The sequence below is a fragment of the Roseibium sp. RKSG952 genome (assembly GCF_009711355.1).
Genome location: NZ_SMMF01000861.1, coordinates 1 through 19,606 on the forward strand (window position 1 = coordinate 1; position 19,606 = coordinate 19,606).

Annotated in this window: 15 protein-coding genes; 6 read left to right on the top strand and 9 right to left on the bottom strand. The window is 58.3% G+C overall.

The genetic code is table 11. From position 1 onward, the window contains the following. Positions 1-97: 97 nt before the first annotated feature. From E1297_RS11335 to E1297_RS11345, 3 genes are all read right to left on the bottom strand, one after another. Positions 98-1,459 carry a condensation domain-containing protein gene (locus tag E1297_RS11335; RefSeq protein WP_155138097.1) on the bottom strand — a complete coding sequence of 454 codons (1,362 nt, stop codon included), beginning with the start codon at positions 1,457-1,459 and terminating at the stop codon, positions 98-100. A gap of 102 nt (positions 1,460-1,561) precedes the next feature. Next, positions 1,562-4,639, bottom strand: coding sequence for an AMP-binding protein (locus E1297_RS11340; RefSeq protein ID WP_155138099.1), 3,078 nt, complete (start codon positions 4,637-4,639; stop codon positions 1,562-1,564). After that, the gene (locus E1297_RS11345; RefSeq protein ID WP_155138101.1) at positions 4,636-6,315 is read right to left on the bottom strand and encodes a condensation domain-containing protein; all 1,680 of its coding nucleotides are present in this window, start codon (positions 6,313-6,315) and stop codon (positions 4,636-4,638) included. The genes E1297_RS11340 and E1297_RS11345 overlap by 4 nt, the downstream gene beginning before the upstream one ends. Positions 6,316-6,395: 80 nt before the next feature. On the opposite strand from E1297_RS11345, the gene E1297_RS11350 reads away from it, so the two are divergent. The 6 genes from E1297_RS11350 (at position 6,396) to E1297_RS11375 (ending at position 13,491) form a co-directional block, all read left to right on the top strand. After that, entirely contained in the window at positions 6,396-7,577 is a 1,182-nt protein-coding gene (locus tag E1297_RS11350; protein WP_155138103.1) for an isochorismate synthase MenF, read from the top strand. Between the two features lie 32 nt (positions 7,578-7,609). Further along, the gene (locus E1297_RS11355) at positions 7,610-9,220 is read left to right on the top strand and encodes a (2,3-dihydroxybenzoyl)adenylate synthase (protein ID WP_155138105.1); all 1,611 of its coding nucleotides are present in this window, start codon (positions 7,610-7,612) and stop codon (positions 9,218-9,220) included. 33 nt (positions 9,221-9,253) lie between these two features. After that, positions 9,254-10,120, top strand: coding sequence for an isochorismatase family protein (locus E1297_RS11360; RefSeq protein ID WP_155138107.1), 867 nt, complete (start codon positions 9,254-9,256; stop codon positions 10,118-10,120). 19 nt (positions 10,121-10,139) lie between these two features. Next, entirely contained in the window at positions 10,140-10,895 is a 756-nt protein-coding gene (gene dhbA, locus E1297_RS11365) for a 2,3-dihydro-2,3-dihydroxybenzoate dehydrogenase (RefSeq protein ID WP_155138109.1), read from the top strand. 210 nt (positions 10,896-11,105) lie between these two features. Then, the gene (locus E1297_RS11370) at positions 11,106-12,203 is read left to right on the top strand and encodes a carboxynorspermidine decarboxylase (protein WP_155138124.1); all 1,098 of its coding nucleotides are present in this window, start codon (positions 11,106-11,108) and stop codon (positions 12,201-12,203) included. A gap of 49 nt (positions 12,204-12,252) precedes the next feature. Further along, positions 12,253-13,491 carry a saccharopine dehydrogenase family protein gene (locus E1297_RS11375; RefSeq protein WP_155138112.1) on the top strand — a complete coding sequence of 413 codons (1,239 nt, stop codon included), beginning with the start codon at positions 12,253-12,255 and terminating at the stop codon, positions 13,489-13,491. A gap of 84 nt (positions 13,492-13,575) precedes the next feature. Here the strand turns inward: E1297_RS11375 and E1297_RS11380 are convergent, their stop codons facing one another. The 6 genes from E1297_RS11380 to E1297_RS11405 form a co-directional block, all read right to left on the bottom strand. After that, positions 13,576-13,773 (bottom strand): DUF2783 domain-containing protein, encoded by a 198-nt coding sequence (locus E1297_RS11380; RefSeq protein WP_368669529.1) that lies wholly within the window; start codon positions 13,771-13,773, stop codon positions 13,576-13,578. Further along, positions 13,767-15,413 carry an FAD-dependent oxidoreductase gene (locus E1297_RS11385; protein WP_155138114.1) on the bottom strand — a complete coding sequence of 549 codons (1,647 nt, stop codon included), beginning with the start codon at positions 15,411-15,413 and terminating at the stop codon, positions 13,767-13,769. The genes E1297_RS11380 and E1297_RS11385 overlap by 7 nt, the downstream gene beginning before the upstream one ends. Further along, the gene (locus E1297_RS11390) at positions 15,410-15,934 is read right to left on the bottom strand and encodes a DinB family protein (RefSeq protein WP_155138116.1); all 525 of its coding nucleotides are present in this window, start codon (positions 15,932-15,934) and stop codon (positions 15,410-15,412) included. The genes E1297_RS11385 and E1297_RS11390 overlap by 4 nt, the downstream gene beginning before the upstream one ends. After that, positions 15,931-16,947 (bottom strand): fumarylacetoacetate hydrolase family protein, encoded by a 1,017-nt coding sequence (locus E1297_RS11395; RefSeq protein ID WP_155138118.1) that lies wholly within the window; start codon positions 16,945-16,947, stop codon positions 15,931-15,933. Before E1297_RS11395 ends, E1297_RS11390 begins: the two co-directional genes overlap by 4 nt. 328 nt (positions 16,948-17,275) lie before the next feature. Continuing rightward, a complete protein-coding gene (gene hmgA / locus E1297_RS11400; protein ID WP_209015753.1) occupies positions 17,276-18,640 on the bottom strand; it encodes a homogentisate 1,2-dioxygenase in 1,365 nt (454 codons plus the stop codon). Positions 18,641-18,791: 151 nt separating this feature from the next. Then, complete coding sequence (locus tag E1297_RS11405; protein WP_155138122.1) at positions 18,792-19,307, bottom strand: Fur family transcriptional regulator; 516 nt, start codon at positions 19,305-19,307, stop codon at positions 18,792-18,794. Positions 19,308-19,606: the final 299 nt, after the last annotated feature.

Here is a 19,606-nt window from a genome sequence, read left to right on the forward strand (position 1 = left end):
CCCATGGCTTGACCATGGGATCCATACCGTCTTGTTGCCAACAGGCCGGTCCCGCATGAGGCACCGTGAGGGTATCGATCGCAAAAGACCCGCCCACTCACTCAATCAGAGGCGCTCCCTCGCCCGCAAGCAGGTCCCCAAGCGGTGTCTGATGATTTGCCGGATCCAGCATCTGCAAAAGGAAATGCGGCAGTGCGTCCTGATGATGCGCGAAGGCCTCCCGGTTTGTGACCGACGGATCCGCATCAATGAAGAGGGACAAATTACTGGCGTTGTCCTCTGCCCGATAGGTCAGGTTGAAACCGTCCGCCGGGCCGCTGCCCATGACATGGCGCACGGCATCACAACCGACAAATTCAGGCGAATTGAACGGCAGCACGTTGATGAGCGGTGAGAAAAAATAGCGAGACCCGTCCTGCAGTCCGCGGTCGTCCGCAATTTGCTCGATCCGGTAGCGGCTGTGCCGTCTTTGCTTCCGGAGATCTCTTGAAGAACGCGTCAGAAAAGCCTCCAGACTTTCGGCCCGGTCCGCCGTCATCCGGAACGGCAGGATATTGACGACCAGCGCGGGAAGGTGCGCCCCCAGACTGCCCCAACGGCTCATGAACGGCAGCCAGAGTGTCAGGTCTTCCGCTGTGCTTTCAGGGGCACGCGGCAGCCGGTCCAATAGATAAAGCCCGGAAAGAAGCGCCAGCAAATCAGGCCATCCAAGGTCCATTTTGGCGGAGGCCGATTGCAGGGCTGCGCTGAAATCGAGGCCAAGCGGGATCTCGCAATGAAGACCTGGCCCGCCGTAATCCTCATCACCGCGCTCCAGAATTTCGATGTCACGGGCACTGTCAAAGACACCCTTCCAGAACGCCTTATCCGTTTGCGCGCGCGGGCTTGCCTGGTAGCTTTGCTCTTCTTCCAGAAAATGCGCGAAAGGATGAAACGCCAGCCCGCGATCCCGCCCGCTTGTAAAATGATTGTAGAGCTCCGCGCACCGTTGCTCGATCAATGCCAGACCATACCCGTCGACAATGATGTGATGCGCCCGGATGTACCAAAGGAGACAATCCTCCGCGACCCGGTAAAGGGCATGGGCGGAGAGCTTGTCCCGTCTCAGGTCGAGGGGCGCAGTGAGGTCCTGTTCCATTGCAGCGACAGCAGCATCAAACGGATGCTCAAGGCCGCTGAAATCTCTCACGGCCAATACAGGTGCGAAATCCGGGTCGCAGAACTGCAAGGGCTGGCCCGGCGCTGAGGGCTCCCGGAAACGGGCCGACAGGATATCGGATTCCCGGATCGTCTGGGAGATCGCACGCTGCAGTGCGTCTGCGTCCACCTTGCCTCTCAGCTCGATGTAGTGGGCGACCGTGGAAACCGGTTGATCGGGGTGGAAGGAAAACTCCTCCCAGAAATCGAGTTGCGGCAGTGTCAGAGGCATCCAGCCGCCGGATGGGCGTGTGTCCTGCATCGACAAAACTCCTTGGCACAGGCTTGTGCGGACCGGCCTCTTGCCGGGCCGCAGCGGAAGAATGGGATTTTCTGATCTCCGGGCCGGAAAAGGCCCGAAGCTCTAGGCGGCGTCTTTTGAAATCAACTGGTCAACCTCATGCGCATTGCGGCATGCAAGCAACTGTTTCGGCAGCAGATCGACACCAAGCTCCGCCCGTATCCGCGCCGAAATCAGCTTCAAATGCGACGGCAACAGGCCGAGCGACAGCAGGTCCGTCGCCTCATCCGCCAGCGTGACCTGCGCGGGTTGCAGAACGTCCAGAATGATCTTGAGTGCCGCGCCAGCCCCGGTTTGTTGCCGGGGCCCGGCCTTGGCAGTTTCGCCGGCAAACAAACTGCGCGCTTTCCTGCGATCCGGCTTTCCGTTTGCGGAAAGGGGAATGGTAACAACTTCGAGAAAGCGGGACGGGACATGGGATTCGGGCAAGCGCTGACGAGCGAAATTCCGAAGCTCCGCTGCAGAAAGGCCTGTACCGGACCTTGGCACAAAAAGAACGCCAAGCTCCGATTGACCGCTTTTTTCATCTCCGAGACAGGTAATCTGGAGGCGCGACACATCCGGATGCTGAACCATCACATTCTCAACATCCGGAATGGAAACCCGCACGCCCCGCACCTTGACGTATCCCGCAACGCGGCTGTCGAACAGGATCAGGCCGTCTTCCCGGTAGCGGCCCCGGTCCCCGGAGCGGAATGCCCGAAGTGGCGTGCCTTTCTCGTCAAGGATTTCAATGAAATCGTGTTGGGTCAAAGCGCCATCTTCCAGATATCCAAGCGCGGTGTTGACCCCGGAACTATAGATGCGGCCCACGACCCCAACCGGACAGTGCTCGCCGTTGTCATCAAGAACAAAGTAACTGTTGGCCGGCAAGGGACGGCCATAGGGGATCGCGCCGGTGTCTTTCGCTGTGATCCTGTGCCAGATGCTCCAGATCGTTGTTTCGGTTGGGCCCCCGATGGATCCCAGACGCGCGGCCGGATTCGTCTGGCGCAGTTCCGCAATAATCGCCGGCTTGACGTAATCGCCGCCCTGATTGATCAACCGCAGCGAGTCCAGCTCGTGCTTCTGTTGGCAAGACAACAGCATTTCGAGAATGGTCGGAACGGACGACCAGATCGTCACACCATGTGCCGCAACAAGCTGGCACCATCGGACCGCGTCCTTCTCCTCGCCTTGCTCCGGCTGCACCAGCGTTGCGCCAGCCGTCAGACACCCGAAGATTTCATAGACGGACATGTCATGATGCAAGGGACTGACGGAGATGAACACGTCCCGTTCCGAAATGTTCCAATCAGCGTTTGTGCTTGTAATCACGTTGTCGGTCGACCGGTTCGACAACACGACGCCTTTCGGTTTTCCCGTCGTGCCGGAGGTATAAAGGTAGTAGGCCGCCTCCGGGCTTGAGGACAGGTCGTCCAACGTCTGCATCAGCGCCTGCGGGACGTCTGGAACATCTGTGTCAAAAACCGTCTCGAGTGGCACCACATCATGCCCGGCCACAGGAGCCAGGCCGATTGCCAGATCCGGCCTGCAATTGTCATGAAGAAATTTCAGCCGGTCGGGCGGAGCACCCGCATCGATCGGCACCCAGACAATGCCCCTGAACGCGCAGGCGAGCGTCAGCATTGTCTGCTCCGGCGAGCGTGGCAAGGCCAGTGCCACAACCGCCCCCCTGCCGATGCCCCGGCTCTCCAGGAAGCGCATGGCTTTGCCAACACCCTTGCCCAGATCCGGATAGGACACCCGGCAGGTACCGTAAACAAGCGCGTCATTGGCAGGAGGGGCGTCATAAAGATGCCGTGCAATCTTGGCGAGATAGCCGCCGGACTGATAGGCATCCTCGGGCGTATTGTGCCGGTAGTGCCGGAAATCAAGGATATCGCGGGCGCCAAACTGCAGCGTTTCCGTTGTGCAGATCGTCTCGACCGCCTTGCCGAGGGCAACCAGAATATCAGCGATGACGGTGTGGTCCAACGCTTCAACGGCATAGTCGATATCAATAACCAGATCGCGCGCAGCGTTTGCAGACAGGCGGATGTCCATCGCGACCTGCGGGGTCTGGGTCAATCCGCCTTGCAGCCGCATGGGCGAATCGCCCGAAAGTCCCGGCCAGGACAGGCCATTGGTGACTACAACGGGAAGTGCCACACCGCTGTCCGGCGAAGCCGCTTCTAGAAGAACCCGGTTGATATCGACACCCGAAAACGCGAGGTGTTCCAGTCCCTCCAGAATATCGCTCTGGAGCTTTTGAGCTTTTTCGGAAAGTCCATCCGTTCCGGTGGAGGCCCAGTTCACGGCAATGAAGGTCGACCCGTTCTGTAAGATCTCTCCGGCTGCCGGTGCAGCGGGGATGCCGACGCTCAGCATCTCGCCGTTTTGCCAGTGAGACAGCACGCCGAGAACGACGGCAGTCAGCACCGTGTTCTGAAACAGACCCAGGCGCGCACCAAGGCGGGTCAGTTTGACAAGCCTTTGCCGCTCAATGGTCACGCTCTGCCGCTGATAGCGGGACGTCCTGATCGACGGTAACGCCTGTTTCCAGGGCAATTGGGGAGGACCGGCATAAGAGCTGAGCTTGGTTTTCCAATAAGCAGCATCCGCGGACCGGCTTGCCTGATCAGGTCCGGCAGGTGCCTCAAGGAGGCCCTGAGCGCCGCTCTCCTCCCCGCTTGTGTCAAAAAGCTCGACAAGCAAGGCCGCAATCGAGCGTCCGTCGAGGATCAGGGCATCAAACCGGACAAAGGTCACGCAGGTATCACCGTCTTCCGGGACTTGCGGCAATTTATAAACCGCCACGCTCCAGGGAGGCTCGCTCAGGTCGGCCAGCTGATGGGCATAGTCTTCCCTGCCGTTCTCGATTTTCTGTTCGGCTTCAGCGCGCGAAAATCCGGAAAGATCTATCACATCCAGATTGACCTGCGCCCGATCCCGTACGCTCTTCGTATAGTTTTCAGTGTCGATAACCGTCCGCAGGCTTGCATGCTTTTCCGCAAGGGACTGGAGGCGGCGTTGCAGGTCCGCTATTTCAAATCGGCCCCGGTACTCCCGGAACTCCTGCATGGCCACACCGCCAAGCGGCATTAATGTCTTGCGGCCGAGCAGGTAGGCCCGCTGCAAGGGCGTCAGTTCTATGGTCATGGTGTCTCCGGCAGATGTTCTCGGCAGGCTGAATGAGAAGGAGTGGCAACAACCGGTGCAGCATTGATCGCGCCCGTCGCCTCCAGATAAGCACGCCCGACGGTCTCGGATGCTCCAGAGGACCGGTTCAGGATGACCGCGGCGAGTTCCGTTGCCGTGGTTTCCCGTCCTATGTCCGACAAGACGAGACCGGACGCTGGAATGTAGGTGTTGATGAATGCAAGCACGGCGGCGAGATCGTCATTGCCAAGATCCAGGTCGCTGATCCGGTTTCCACCCACCACGTCAGCGCCACCGGATTGCCGCTCCAGCAAAGCGCGCAGCATCTGATCCGTATATCCCTCTGCTGTCCCGCCGCAGCGGCCTTTTGGCCCGGCGGGAACAAAAACGTCATCAAGCCGGTCAGGGTCTTCCGCAACCTCCCTCAACAAGGACACAAAGGCCTCGAACGCCGTAGCAACCCAGTCGCGCGGCAAGGCATCATATCTGATGTCCCAATTGATCAGGATTCCGTCGTCGACTGCAGCTACTTGTGCATCAAGAGCCACCTGAGGCCCCTGGGATATGGCCCATGTCATCGGACCGAACACCCGCGACACGCGGCTTGAAAACAGGCGTCCGCCCGGTACATCAACTCCGGAGGTGAACACGACTGGAGCGATTTCCATGGCTTTGCGGGCACGGGAGAGATCCCGCATCACATTGACACCCGGATAGGCAGAGTGAGCCAGAAGGTCGGTCATCCGGCCTGCCACCTGCTCGCACACTGCCTTCAGCGTGTCATCGGCTTTCGGCTCGACCGAAAGAATGACGACATTTGAGAAGTCCCCGACCAGCCGTTCCGTGTCCCGGGTGTAGGGAGGACGCCAGAACATCGGAACATTGAGGCGGAAGTGATCGCTTTGCGCTGTCTGACCGATGACGGCAGCAAACAGGCCGAGGAGCAGAGACGATGTGGTGATCCGCAAACCGCGTGCGGCCCGCTCCAGCGATTGTCTCTCCGCTGGCCCCAGACTTGCCGCCAGCCTGCCGCTTTCCACAAATCTCGCGCCATGATTGTATTTCAGTTTGGGAGGCGGTGCGATTTTATCCACATTTTTTTGCCACCACCTTTTATCTACCGCATATCTTTCGGCCAGATCCGGGTCGGCATTCTTGCGCTCAAGCCATTCGAAATAGCCTGATTGCGGCCCTTTATGCCGCTCGTCTGGCGCTTCGTAAAACCTTGCAAGATCTTCCATGAGGACGCAAAAGCTCGGCGGATCGATCGCGGTCATGTCCGTGTCGACATGCAGCCGCGTCTGCCCGTCCGGCAGGAGGCTCAACCCGAAAGCGGCTGGCTGACCCTGCATCAAATCACGTGAGCTGTTGGTCCAGGCACGACGTTTGGCGGACAGGTGCGGACCAAGTTTCTCCGGGATCTTGCATCTCAGGTCCTCAACCTCAAAAGCCACACTTTCTTTATTTTTTCCAATACTTTGCATCCCGTCCACAGAGATATGCATGCGCAACATCCCATGGATTTCATAGAGTTTGCGAATGGCCGCACCGAGCCGCTCGGGATCAATGTTTCCACACTCGAATTCCACATAAAGATGAGGAGCGACATTTCCAAGGAAGCCCTTGGTTTGGCGGCCTGTCCAATAGGCTGCCTGCATAGGTGTTAGGTTTTTCATTGTGACGTTTGATATTGACAAAACATGAATATCATACTCAAGTATTCCCAATTATCAACCACTCAGAAAGGATCAGCTCCATGACAATCGGAGCGTGTATTGCCTTTGACGAAGATGTGATCCCCCACCCGGAATCAGCCGATTCCTTCCTCTTCTCATCAGGCAATTTTGAGTTGCACGCCAAGGGTATCCGGGAGCGGATCGCATTGCCGGTGCGCGGTGGAAACGCGGTGAGCGGCCTGTTTCACGAGGCCGTCGGCGAGGCTCTGGAGCGCGCCCGGAAAGCGGGCCAGGAAAACCCGATCGTGGTCGGCGCCATTCCGTTCGACCTCAACGAAGTGTCCTGTCTGTATGTGCCGGACAGCTACGCATGGCAGGAGCGCAGAGATGGCCAGAGCGTCCCTTCCCCGCAAAGCGGGATGCCGGACCTGCTCGACCAAAAGAGCATCCCCGATGAAAGCGGTTTCAAGCGAGCGGTGCGCCACGCGATCGTCAATTTCCAGCACAGCGATGTCCAAAAGGCCGTCTTGTCGGTCACACGCGAGCTGCAGTTCTCCGGCCCGGTCGACGTAAATTCCCTGCTGAACAGTCTGCGGGCGCAGAACCGGGACGGTTATCAGTTTCAGGTGCCTCTGCCCGACGGAACAGAGTTGATCGGCGTCAGCCCGGAACTTCTGTTGCGCAAGACCGGGCAGGACTTTGTGTCCAACCCGCTGGCAGGCTCAACCAAGCGCCGGGCTGATCCGCAAGCCGACAAGGAGGCCGCAGGAACTCTGCTTCAATCCGGCAAGGACCGGTATGAGCACCGTCTGGTTGTCGAGGATATCGAACGGATTCTGTCGCCGCACTGCTCGGAGATTACGGTTCCGGATGCGCCCTCCCTGTTGAGCACATCCGCCCTGTGGCACCTGTCGACGGTTATCGAAGGACAACTGGCCGACACGTCGATATCGGCGCTTCAGCTGGCGAACATGCTGCACCCGACACCGGCTGTTTGCGGGTATCCGACCGAACTCGCCCACCGTCTCATCCGCTTTGTGGAACCCTTTGAACGCGGTCTGTTCACCGGGATCGTGGGCTGGTGCGATGCCGAAGGCAATGGCGAGTGGGTCATCACGATCCGTTGCGGCATTGTGGCGGGCGACAAGATCCGCCTGTTTGCCGGAGCAGGCATTGTCGAGGCCTCCGAGCCCGACAGCGAATGGAACGAAGTGCAAACCAAACTCGGCACGATGCTCAACGCCTGTGGCATTGCAGCGTAACTGTCTCCCCAATTCCCGATCAGGCGTCCATCATGACAATTGAATTCCGGCGGTGGCCCGAAGAATTGGCCGCGCGCTACCGGCAACGCGGCTACTGGACCAGCGAACCGCTCACCACACTCCTTGAAGACCACTCAAAAGCCCATCCTGAAAGACTGGCCCTTATCTGCGGCGAGCGGGTCTTCAGCTACGGCGATTTGGACAAATTGTCCGGAAATCTTGCCCAGCGCCTGGCAAACCGGGGTCTTGGCCCTGGTGATACCGCATTGGTCCAGCTTCCCAACATCGCCGAATTCTACATTACCTTCTTTGCACTCCTGAAAATCGGCGTTGCCCCGGTCAATGCCCTTTTCAACCATCGCAAGCACGAGATGAGTGCCTATGCGGAACAGATCCAGCCGCGGGTTCTGGTTGCAAGCCGAAAGCACGAACTGTTTTCCAACAACGATTTCCTTGCGACGCTGCAGGAAGCCGGGACTGCTCCGCTCACTGCGTTGTTCATTGACGGTGACGACCCTGCCTCGGACCTGACCGCATGGATGTCACCGGCTCCGGATAATGCAACATCCTGCTTCGGCCCGACCGAAGCGCAAGACGTTGCCTTCTTCCAGCTCTCGGGCGGCAGCACCGGGACCCCGAAGCTGATCCCCCGAACCCATGACGACTATGCCTACAGCGTGCGGGCAAGCGCCCGTATTTGTGAGCTTGGCTCGGAAACCGTGTATTTGTGCGCCCTCCCTGCGGCTCATAATTTTCCGCTGAGTTCGCCCGGTGCGCTCGGTGTGTTTCACGCAGGCGGCTGCGTTGTTCTTGCGCCAAACCCCGAACCCATGGCCTGTTTCGGACTGATCGAAAGGCACAGGGTCACCATGGCAGCCCTTGTGCCATCGGCCATCAATCTCTGGCTTCAGGCTGCCCCCGATCATCACGAACAGATTGAAAGTTTGCAGCTGGTGCAAGTGGGCGGTGCGCATTTCGCCGAAACACAAGCCAGAAAGGTGCCGGAAGTTCTTGGCTGCAAACTGCAACAGGTGTTCGGCATGGCGGAAGGGCTGGTGAATTACACGCGCCTCGATGACCGCGAAGAGATTGTCTTCGCCACACAGGGCCGGCCGATCAGCCCCGACGATGAGCTGAGGATCATTGACGAAGACGGGCACCCCGTTCCCCCTGGCAAAGCCGGCCGGCTCGCCACAAGAGGCCCCTACACGTTCCGCGGCTATTACAACAGCCCGGAGCACAATGAAGAGGTCTTTGACGCAGACGGTTTTTACTACTCCGGCGATCTCGTCCGGCAAACGCAAGACGGCTACCTGTGCGTCGTGGGCCGGGTGAAGGACCAGATCAACCGGGGGGGCGAGAAAATCGCGGCCGAGGAGATCGAAAGCCTGTTGATGCGCCACCCGGATGTGGCCGATGTTGCGATTGTCGCCCTTCAGGACGCTTCGCTTGGCGAAAAAAGCTGCGCCGTCGTCGTATCAAGAACGCCAGACCTCAAACCACAGGTCTTGCGGCGGCATCTCATGTCGTTGGGCGTTGCACTCTACAAGCTTCCGGACCGCTTCAGTTTCACTGACGCCATCCCCCTGACTGCGTTCGGCAAGCCCGACAAGAAGAAGATACGGGCCGACCTTGCCGCCTGAACCTGCAATAATTTTTTCCCGATAAGGTGACCCATGACCATTCCGCAAATCTCGGATTACGAATTGCCGCGCAGCCTGCCTGCGAACAAGACAGCCTGGACCCCCGAGCCGAAACGATCCGTATTGCTCATTCACGACATGCAGCGCTATTTCCTGCGTTTTTACAATGAAGACAGCGCGCTGCGCATTACCCTGGTCGAGAACCTCAGGCGGCTGAAGAGCTGGGCACGGGAAAACGGCGTCCCGGTCATCTACACTGCTCAACCCCACGACCAGCCGCCCGAAGACCGGGCCCTGTTGAACGACATGTGGGGTCCTGGTCTGACGGTCGCCGATCCGGGCCTGCAAGAGGTCGTTTCCGGACTGGAGCCGGATGCGGAAGACATCGTCCTGACCAAGTGGCGCTACAGCGCCTTTCAGCGGTCCGACCTGCTGGATCGCATGAAAACACTTGGCCGGGACCAGTTGATCGTTGGTGGCGTTTACGCGCATATCGGCTGCCTGATGACCATTGCCGATGCCTTCATGCACGACATCCAGGCCTTCATGGTCGCAGATGCAGTCGCAGATTTCTCACAGGCCGATCATGTGATGGCCCTGAACTATGTCGCCACCCGCTGCGGCGCTGTCACGACCACAAGTCAGCTGACGGAGCAGGACAGCCCGGCGTCAGCCACCCGCGACTGGCTGGAAAAGCGCGTTCTGCAGCTGATCGAGGACGAAACCGAACTCGATCCGGAGGAGAACCTGATTTTTTATGGGCTTGATTCGATCCAGGTGATGAAACTTGCCAAGGAACTCAAGGACCGGGGCGTCAAGGTCGGCTTTGACGAGCTCGCCCGGGTTCCGACCCTGAACGGCTGGTGGACCCTGATCGAGAGCAAGCGCCTTGCGGCATGAACAGGGCAGGACGGCGCACATGACCTATGCCCAGTTTTCCGGCAGGCGTGTTGTCGTCACCGGCGCGGCAAGCGGGATCGGCCGGCGGATCGCCGAACGGTTCAGCGGCTTCGGAGCAGATGTCACCGGTCTAGACAAGCAAGCCGATATCAGTGGCTTGCCCTATCGCTTGCTCGGCGTCGACCTGACCGCGGCTGATCAGGTGAAAGAGGTCTGCGACATCCTGAAGGCGGAGCGCAACGGCATCGATGTACTGGTCAATGCAGCCGGGGTCTTGCGAACCGGGGCAACGGAAGACCTGAGCGTCGAGGATTGGCAGGCTTGCATCAATGTCAATGCCAGCGGTCCGTTCTACCTGCTCAGCCAATGGATCCCGGTGTTCAAGGCGCAACGGCGGGGCGCCATCGTGAACATCGCGTCCAATGCCGCACATGTTCCGCGCATGGGCATGACGGCCTATTGCGCCTCCAAATCCGCCATGGCGAGCCTGAGCCACTGCGTCGGCCTGGAACTTGCCCCCTTCGGCATACGCTCAAATCTCGTGTCTCCGGGCTCGACCGACACACCCATGCTGCGGGATATGGCCGGTGGGCCACAGGGATATGCAGCCCTGGTCTCGGGGCTCCCCGGCCAGTTCAAGTCCGGGATTCCCCTGGGCAAGGTCGCCCGTGTGGACGATATTGCCGAAACGGTTCTTTTTCTGGCCTCCGATCAGGCCGGGCACATCACCTTGCAGGATATCGTCGTCGACGGAGGTGCGACCCTTGGTGCTTGAGGTCATGCTTGCAAACCGTCCTTCCGGTTTCGGACCTGACCTAGAGGCAGCGCACATCCTTAACCAGCAACCCGGGCTTCGGAACCACGCCAAAGCCGCGACATCGGACAGAAAGCTACCATAAAATTAACTTTTTACCCCCTGATGGATTTTCACTTTCGGCCTTCTCAGTTATCGGTGTCCCAAACTGGATATCCCAATAGGACGATGATGATCGAAACGCCGTATTACCTCATAGACAAGGCCGGACTGCTCAAGAACCTCGAGAAGATCGCCTATGTCCGCGATCGCTCCGGCGCCAAGGCCTTGCTGGCTCTCAAGTGCTTTGCCACCTGGAGCGTGTTTGACTTCATGCGGGACTATATGGACGGAACCACCTCCTCCTCGCTCAATGAAGTCCGGCTTGGAAACGAGCGGTTCGGCAAGGAGACCCACGCCTATTCGGTCGCCTATTCCGACTACGAGATCGACGAGGTCGTCTCCCACGCCGACAAGATCATTTTCAACTCGATCAGCCAGCTCGAGCGCTTCGGTGAAAAAGCCTCCGGTATTATTCGGGGCTTGCGTCTCAATCCGCAAATCAGCTCGTCGAGCTTTGATCTCGCAGACCCGGCCCGGCCGTTTTCCCGTCTTGGCGAATGGGATGTCTCCAAGGTGGAGAAGGTCATGGACCGGATTTCCGGCTTCATGATCCACAACAACTGCGAGAATGCCGACTTTTCGCTGTTTGACCGAATGCTCAGCCAGATCGAGGACACATTCGGCAGCCTGCTGAAACAGGCGGATTGGGTCAGCCTCGGCGGCGGCATCCATTTTACCGGCGAAGGCTATCCGCTCGACCTTTTTGCCGATCGGCTCAAGGCGTTTGCGGAAACCTATGGCGTTCAGGTTTATCTGGAGCCCGGCGAAGCCGCGATCACAAACTCGACCACGCTTGAGACAACGGTTTTGGATACGCTTTACAACGGCAAGCATCTGGCAATTGTCGATGCGTCGATCGAGGCGCATATGCTTGACCTTCTGATCTACCGCGAAAGCGCCAAGGTCCAGCCCAATCAAGGCCCGCACCACTACATGATCTGCGGCAAATCCTGCCTGGCCGGCGATATTTTCGGCGAATTCGATTTCCCCGACAAGCTGAAGATCGGCGACCGGGTGTCGATGCAGGATGCCGCCGGATACACAATGGTCAAAAAGAACTGGTTCAATGGCGTGAAAATGCCGGCCATTGCGTTAAAAGAGCTCGATGGCAGCGTGACGATTGCCCGAGAATTCAGTTATCAGGACTTCGAGCAGAGTCTGTCCTGAGGTTCAGACAAAAGAATTTCCCTAGTTCACAGAGAGGTTGAACGGACGAATGAAAAAAAATGTTCTCATCATCGGCGCCGGCGGTGTCGCACAGGTGGTGGCGCATAAATGCGCGCAGAACAACGATGTCCTCGGTGATATCCGTATCGCATCGCGCACCAAGTCCAAATGCGATCAGATTATCGAAACGGTGCATGAGAAAAACGCCCTGAAACAGCCGGGCGTTCTCGAAGGCCATGAGCTGAACGCCCTGGATATCGATGCAACTGCAGAGCTTATCCGCAAGACCGGTTCCCAGATCGTGATCAACGTCGGCACCGCGTTCTTGAACATGTCTGTTCTCAGCGCCTGCCTGAAGACGGGTGCTGCCTATATCGATACGGCCATTCACGAAGAACCGGGCAAGATCTGTGAAACACCGCCTTGGTACGCCAACTATGAATGGAAGCGCGCCGCCGAGTGCGAAGCAGCAGGGGTGACTGCCATTCTCGGTGCTGGCTTCGATCCCGGTGTCGTCAACGCCTATGCCCGCCTTGCCAAGGACGACTATCTCGACAAGGTGACCGATGTCGATATTGTTGACATCAATGCGGGCAGCCACCAGCGGTATTTCGCAACCAACTTCGACCCGGAAATCAATTTCCGTGAATTCACCGGCACAGTCTATTCCTGGCAGAACGGTGCATGGCAGTCGAATGCCATGTTCGAGATCGGCAAGGAATACGACCTGCCGGTGGTCGGAAAGCGGATGGCCTATCTGTGTGGTCACGATGAAGTCCATTCCCTGTCCAGGAACATGGACGGTGCGGATGTCCGCTTCTGGATGGGCTTCGGCGAGCACTACATCAACGTCTTCACCGTCCTGAAGAATATCGGCCTGCTTTCCGAACATCCGGTCACGACGGCGGAAGGACTGGAAGTCGTACCACTCAAGGTCGTCAAGGCCTGCCTGCCGGATCCGTCTTCTCTTGCGCCGGAATATGAAGGTAAGACCTGCATCGGCGACTTCGTGAAGGGTCTCAAGGATGGTCAGGAGCGTGAAGTCTTCATCTACAACGTTGCGGACCACGCCGAGGCTTACAAGGAAGTCGGCAGTCAGGGTATTTCCTACACGGCCGGTGTGCCGCCAGTCGCAGCCGCCATGCTGATCGCGACCGGGGAATGGGACGTCAAGAAGATGGCGAATGTCGAAGAGCTTCCGCCGCATCCGTTCCTGGGCATTCTCAACCGGATCGGCCTTCCGACCCGTATCCGCGACGACCAGAGCGACCGTCCGCTCGACTTCTAAGACCTGACCTTCTATGGGCGCCGGAATCTGATCGTTCGGGCGCCCTTTGGTCCTACAAAAAGGTCCTACAAAAAACGTAACGGATTATTTTCTCTCAAGTGCCGCAGCGCTCAGAGCCTCTTCCAGCACCGCTTCATCCCCGACATGGTTGGCCAGCAATAGGATCAACCGTGCATTGAATGCGGCACTTTCCTCCGTATCCAATCCTTCGTGTGCTGCCAAAAGCTTTTCGTAGAAGCGATCTGGCGCGTTCAGGTTAACGGTTGGTATGAGGGTCACGATCCGTTCCCCAGGGCCAAAGCGGTCCGGAGCGCCAGACGCACTGCCGTTTCATCAAAGTTTCTCCAGCGGGCCGCAACATGCTGGTCAGGCCTGACCAGATAAACAGCTCCCGGCGCGCGGCCAAGATAGCGCTCGCGAATTTGCGAGGTGATAGATGCCTTTGCAATGCAAATACCCCTGATCTCCAAGCCATGTGCCGAAATGGCATGGGGTACATTCACACCGATACCCATCAGGATAAAGCCTCCCCCAACTTTCGCTAGCAACCATCCCTGTTCAAGCGGTGCATCGACGGCAGGCGCTCCGGGCCGGGTGCGCGGCGGCAAAGCGGCATCATCGTGTCCGTTCAAAGGAGACTGATCGTAGATTGCCGGTGTCGACAAGCGGCCAGAATTCACGAGCGACCGTGCAAAAGCATAGTTCTCAGCCAGATCCAGCACCGCATCGCGAAACACCCGGCTGATACCGGATTTCGGCGAAATGAAGTCCGTCGACCGAGTCGAATTCAGAATGTTCTCGTCAGCTGCCGGAATGCGCTCCGCATCATAGCTGTCGAGCAGCGCCTCTCCCGTCACGCCATCCAGCACAAGCTTGAGTTTCCAGGCAAGATTGTCGGTATCCTGAACCCCGGAGTTAGCTCCGCGCGCACCGAACGGCGAGACCTGATGGGCGCTGTCTCCGGCAAAGAAGACCCGGCCATGGCGGAATTTTTCCAAACGGCAGCACCGGAACGTGTAGATCGACACCCACTCCAGATCGAATGCCACATCCTCGCCCAGCATTCGTTTGAGCCTCGGGATGGCGTTTTCCGGGCGTTTTTCAGCCTCCCGGTCAATGTCCCATCCAAGCTGCAAGTCAATCCGCCAGACGCCGTCCGGCTGCTTGTGCAAGAGTGCCGACTGCCCCGGATTGAAAGTAGGATCGAACCAGAACCAGCGTTCGGTCGGAAAATCGGCCTTCATCACCACATCGACGATCAGGAAATTGTCCTTGAAAACCCGGCCGGAAAAATCGAGCCCGAGCATGTTTCTGGTTTGGGAGTGCGCCCCGTCGCAGGCAACCAACCAATCCGCCTCCAGCACATAGGCTCCGTCCGGCGTCTCGACCGTCAACCGGACATGCTTGTCCTCGGGAGCCAGCGCGGTCACCTTGTTGTGGCCACGAATGTCGACAGGCTTGCCTTCGGTCTTCAAGACGCACAGCCGCTCCAGGAGATAATGTTCGCAATAATATTGCTGCAGATTGATGAAGGCTGGATATTGGTGCCCGCCTTCCGGCAAGAGGTCGAATTCATAGGCCAAATGGTCCTTGAAGAAGACTTTGCCCTTGTTCCAGACAACGCCTTTTTGCGTCATTGGTCTGGCGCATCCAAGCCGGTCCATGATTTCCAGAGTTCGCTTGGACATGCAGATCGCCCGCGAGCCGGAGCTAACATCCTCGTTTTCGTCGAGCACCACCACCGGGACATCCGACTGCGCCAGATCAATGGCAAGCGCCAAGCCAACAGGCCCCGCTCCAATGATGACAACCGAATGCCGAACCGGCGCCTTGGCCTGTTGGTCAGCACATGACGCATATGGATAACGTTGTGTCTTGAAAGGTCTTGTCTGCTCGCCAGCCCCTCCAAAGCGTCCAGTCATAACAGTTTTTGCGCCTCCGGATGCCGGTCAAAGGCGAGAAAGAACTCGTCCAGCTGAGGAGGCGCGGCACTGGTTCCGGACAACATGGCATGCACCTGCCCCCGATGATGGATCTGGTGCTGGAAGAGATGCAGGAGCGTGTTGGCGACGGTTTCGTAGAACATTCCGATTTTGCCGCGATCCTGCGCCACTTGCCGGTCCAGATCCTCTTCCGTCAGGCCATCGCAAAACCGGATCAGCGCGCTATCGGTATCCGCTTGAACTGCTTTCAGCTCTTCTGCGGTGTCGAGCAACGGCACGTCAAAAACCGCAAGGCCCGCGCCCTCCTCCTTGAGCGCATCGAGATAGTAGCGATCCACTTCCCAGATGTGGTTGAGCGTTTCGCGAAGCGAGGGAAAGAAGTTGGTCCGCACCGCCTCGAACTCTGGCTGGGACAGGCCGCAACAGGCCTCGTAAAGCCGTTGACTGGCATAGGCATTGTTGCGCGCCATCAGGCGGAAATGAGTCAAGGCCACGCTCATACCTTGACCGCCTGCTCAACCGTCTGCTCAATTGCGCCAAAGACCGAGTGCCCTGTCTTGTCCAGCATTTCGATCCGCACACTATCGCCGAATTGCAGAAACGGCGTTTTTGGCGTGCCGGTCTGGAGGGTCTCGATCATCCGCTGCTCGGCAATGCAGGAATAGCCCGCGCCGCCATCCGCCACCGGCTTGCCCGGTCCGCTGTCTCCCCTGTTCGACACCGTGCCCGAACCAATGATCGTGCCCGCAGTCAGAGCCCGGGTTTTCGCTGCATGGGCGATCAACTGCGGGAAATCAAAAGCCATGTCGACCCCGGAATTGGCCCGTCCGAATGCGTTGCCGTTCAGATCCACATGAAGCGGCAGATGCAACTTGCCGCCATCCCACGCATCCCCGAGGCTTTCCGGTGTCACGGCCACGGGCGAAAAGGCGGACGACGGTTTTGACTGGAAAAAGCCGAACCCCTTGCCAAGTTCATCCGGAATGAGGCCCCGCAGCGACACATCATTGACCAGCATGACCAGCAGAATCGCATCACGCGCCTGTTCCAGGGTTGCCCCCATCCGAACATCGCCGGTGATGACGGCAATTTCGCCTTCCATGTCGGCGCCGAACGCTGCGTCTGCAACGGCAATCGGATCACGCGGCGCGAGAAAGGCATCGGATCCGCCTTGATAGATCAGCGGATCGGTCCGGAAGCTCTCGGGCATCTCGGCCCCGCGCGCCTTTCTCACCAGTTCCACATGATTGAGATAGGCTGATCCGTCAGCCCATTGATAGGCGCGCGGCAACGGCGACAGGGCATCATGCTCATGAAACCGCGTTGCCGGCACCGCTTCGTGAGACAGGCTCTCGGCAATAAGCTCGAGTTTCGGACGCACACGCACCCACCGGTCCAGCGCCGATTGCAGCGTTGGAGCGATATGGGTCGCATCGGTGCAGTAGGTCAGCTGATCATTGACGACCACGAGTTTTCCGTCCCGCGAGCCATCCTTCAAGGACGCCAGTTTCATTGTTTATCCTTATCGCTTGCCACCCTGGCAGCAGCCTTTTCCGCGCCACCACGATTCTCCACCAAACAATCCTTGATACCCTCCGGAGGGCAACACAGGAAAACAGAAACCGGCGTTCGCCTGTCGCAAAACCGGTGCACTCGGATTGTCTGCGATCAAGATGAGCCGTCCTGAAACAGTTCTTCACGGGACGCCATCAATGGCGGATACGCGCCGCGAAGCGGTCATCGGCCCTTGACACACACTCCCATATGACGTTCCGGACCAACCTGGACCACCAAAGCCTTGAAGCCATCTTCTGACTCAAAATGATCACGGACAATCCTGGTCAGGACTTGTTCCACCTGCCTTCCGGCGTGCCGTCAAACTTCTTTTCAAGACTGTCCCAGCAATCGATGTAGTCATCCTGCAAAGGCGCTTCCTTGGCTGCGTAAGCAGTGAGGTGCTGGGGAAAGCGGGTTTCGAACATGAAAGACATGGTCTTGTCCAGCTTGTCCGGCGTGAGATCTGCCGTCGAAGCCGTTTCAAAGGCCTGACGGTCCGGGCCATGGGGCAACATCATGTTGTGAAGGCTCATGCCCCCCGGAACGAAGCCTCGCGGCTTGGCGTCATACTGGCCGTAAATGTTGCCCATCAGCTCGGACATGATGTTCTTGTGATACCAGGGCGGGCGGAAGGTGTTTTCCATAACCATCCAGCGTTCCCGGAACAGCACGAAATCAATGTTCGCGGTGCCCGGCACGCCGGAAGGCGCTGTCAGAACCGTGAAGATCGACGGGTCCGGATGGTCGAACAGGATCGCACCCACCGGGCAGTAGGTACGAAGGTCATATTTGACCGGCGCGTAGTTGCCATGCCAGGCGACCACGTCAAGCGGCGAATGGCCAATTCGGGTCTGGTGAAACTGGCCGCACCACTTGATGGTCAGCGTGGACGGCACCTCGCGATCCTCGAACCAGGCGACCGGCGTCTTGAAGTCACGGCGGTTGGCCATGCAGTTGGCCCCGATCGGGCCCCTGCCCGGCAATTCGAATTTCTGGCCGTAATTTTCACATACAAAGCCGCGCGCCGGGCCTTCGATCACCTCGACCCGGTAGACCAGCCCGCGCGGCAGGATCGCGATTTCCTTGGGCTCAAGATCCAGAACACCAAGCTCGGTGAAGAACCGCAACCGGCCCTCCTGCGGCACGACCAGAAGCTCGCTATCGGCGGAATAAAAATATTCCTCCTCCATCGACCGGGTAACCAGATAGACATGGCTCGCCATGCCGGTCTGGCTGTTCACATCACCTGCCGTGGTCATCGTGCGCATGCCGGTAAGCCAGGTCAGCGGCTCGTGCGAATGCGGCACCGGATCCCAACGGTACTGGCCGAGCGAAACGACATCATCGACCACATGCGGCGCCGTCTTCCAGAAGGGAAGCTCGACCTTCATGTAACGGCCGGAATGCTTCACAGACGGACGGATCCGGTAACACCAAGTCCGTTCGTTCTGATGACTCGGCGCGGTGAAGGCAGTACCAGAAAGTTGCTCACCATAAAGCCCGTAGGCGCATTTCTGCGGGCTGTTCATGCCCTGCGGCAGGGCGTCGGGCAGTGCTTCTGTCTCGAAATCATTGCCGAAGCCGGACATGTAGCGAAGGTCGCCCGCATCACCGATTCTGGCTCTGGGATCGTTATGGTCGGAAGCCATCTGGTCCATGGCCGCACCTTTCAGGGAATGGCGTATCGATAATTGGTTACATTCGTAACCATTACACCAAGTGTGGTCAAGGCAAAGCGGCACACGTCAAAGCTCCCATAAGAAAGCAGGTGAACCATCAAAAGGAGAAGCGCTTGGCCCCTCAGGTTTCGGGCTCGGCAACCAGATGCAAAACCATATCGACACGCGCGATCCGGTAACCTTCCGGCGGGGCCGGCAGCATCCTGACGAGGGTCTCTTCGCTCTGAATATCCATCAACCGGCCTTCGCCAGTGAAAAAGAAATGATTGTGATCGCCGGTATCGGTATCGAACCAGACCCGCTCTCCGGGCACTGCAATCCGGCGAAGCAGGCCCGCCTGCTCGAAGTCATGCAGGATATTGTAGATCGTCGCCAATGATACGCTGGTCTCGCTGCCAGACATTTCTTCAAACAGTGTCGCAGCATCCACATGCCGGTGCCCGGACCGGCAAAGCCGGAGAGCCACCGCCCGGCGCTGTTTCGTCACCCGCAAACCGCATTCGGCCAACCTCTCGAAAAACACATCGACAGATGGCGACTTGCTCTTGTCGCTCCTCGAAACGCGTGCGTGGGCTGTGTGGCAGTCAATCGCCCCTGTCCCGGATTGGTCGTATGAGAAGTCTCGGTCTTTCAGCATGGCTTGATCCCGGGTAGAAAACCTTATTGCAAATGATTTGCATTTGCAGGGTTGAATTTCAACCCTTTTGATCCGCGATCAACTTGAAGCCCATCGAAACATGCATAGTGTGGACCTACGTCACAGAAGTGGCGATGACGCCATCAGGAATTGATTGTCAAGGGCACTGAACGCGCCGCTACGCGGTCAAAGGCCGTTGACAATCAATTCCTGATGACAAACTGGCCGGGAAGCCTTTCAAGGCGGAGACCGCCTTGAAAGGCTTTCCATGAACACTTCATCTCCATCCCAAACAGATG

Excerpts from the sequence above, each read along its gene's own strand:
- E1297_RS11340 (WP_155138099.1), bottom strand. The coding sequence starts at position 4,639 with ATGACCATAGAACTGACGCCCTTGCAGCGGGCCTACCTGCTCGGCCGC.
- E1297_RS11355 (WP_155138105.1), top strand. The coding sequence starts at position 7,610 with ATGACAATTGAATTCCGGCGGTGGCCCGAAGAATTGGCCGCGCGCTAC.
- E1297_RS11335 (WP_155138097.1), bottom strand. The coding sequence starts at position 1,459 with ATGCAGGACACACGCCCATCCGGCGGCTGGATGCCTCTGACACTGCCG.
- E1297_RS11385 (WP_155138114.1), bottom strand. The coding sequence starts at position 15,413 with ATGACTGGACGCTTTGGAGGGGCTGGCGAGCAGACAAGACCTTTCAAG.
- E1297_RS11375 (WP_155138112.1), top strand. The coding sequence starts at position 12,253 with ATGAAAAAAAATGTTCTCATCATCGGCGCCGGCGGTGTCGCACAGGTG.
- dhbA (WP_155138109.1), top strand. The coding sequence starts at position 10,140 with ATGACCTATGCCCAGTTTTCCGGCAGGCGTGTTGTCGTCACCGGCGCG.
- hmgA (WP_209015753.1), bottom strand. The coding sequence starts at position 18,640 with ATGGCTTCCGACCATAACGATCCCAGAGCCAGAATCGGTGATGCGGGC.
- E1297_RS11405 (WP_155138122.1), bottom strand. The coding sequence starts at position 19,307 with ATGCTGAAAGACCGAGACTTCTCATACGACCAATCCGGGACAGGGGCG.
- E1297_RS11350 (WP_155138103.1), top strand. The coding sequence starts at position 6,396 with ATGACAATCGGAGCGTGTATTGCCTTTGACGAAGATGTGATCCCCCAC.
- E1297_RS11360 (WP_155138107.1), top strand. The coding sequence starts at position 9,254 with ATGACCATTCCGCAAATCTCGGATTACGAATTGCCGCGCAGCCTGCCT.
- E1297_RS11395 (WP_155138118.1), bottom strand. The coding sequence starts at position 16,947 with ATGAAACTGGCGTCCTTGAAGGATGGCTCGCGGGACGGAAAACTCGTG.
- E1297_RS11390 (WP_155138116.1), bottom strand. The coding sequence starts at position 15,934 with ATGAGCGTGGCCTTGACTCATTTCCGCCTGATGGCGCGCAACAATGCC.
- E1297_RS11370 (WP_155138124.1), top strand. The coding sequence starts at position 11,106 with ATGATCGAAACGCCGTATTACCTCATAGACAAGGCCGGACTGCTCAAG.
- E1297_RS11345 (WP_155138101.1), bottom strand. The coding sequence starts at position 6,315 with ATGAAAAACCTAACACCTATGCAGGCAGCCTATTGGACAGGCCGCCAA.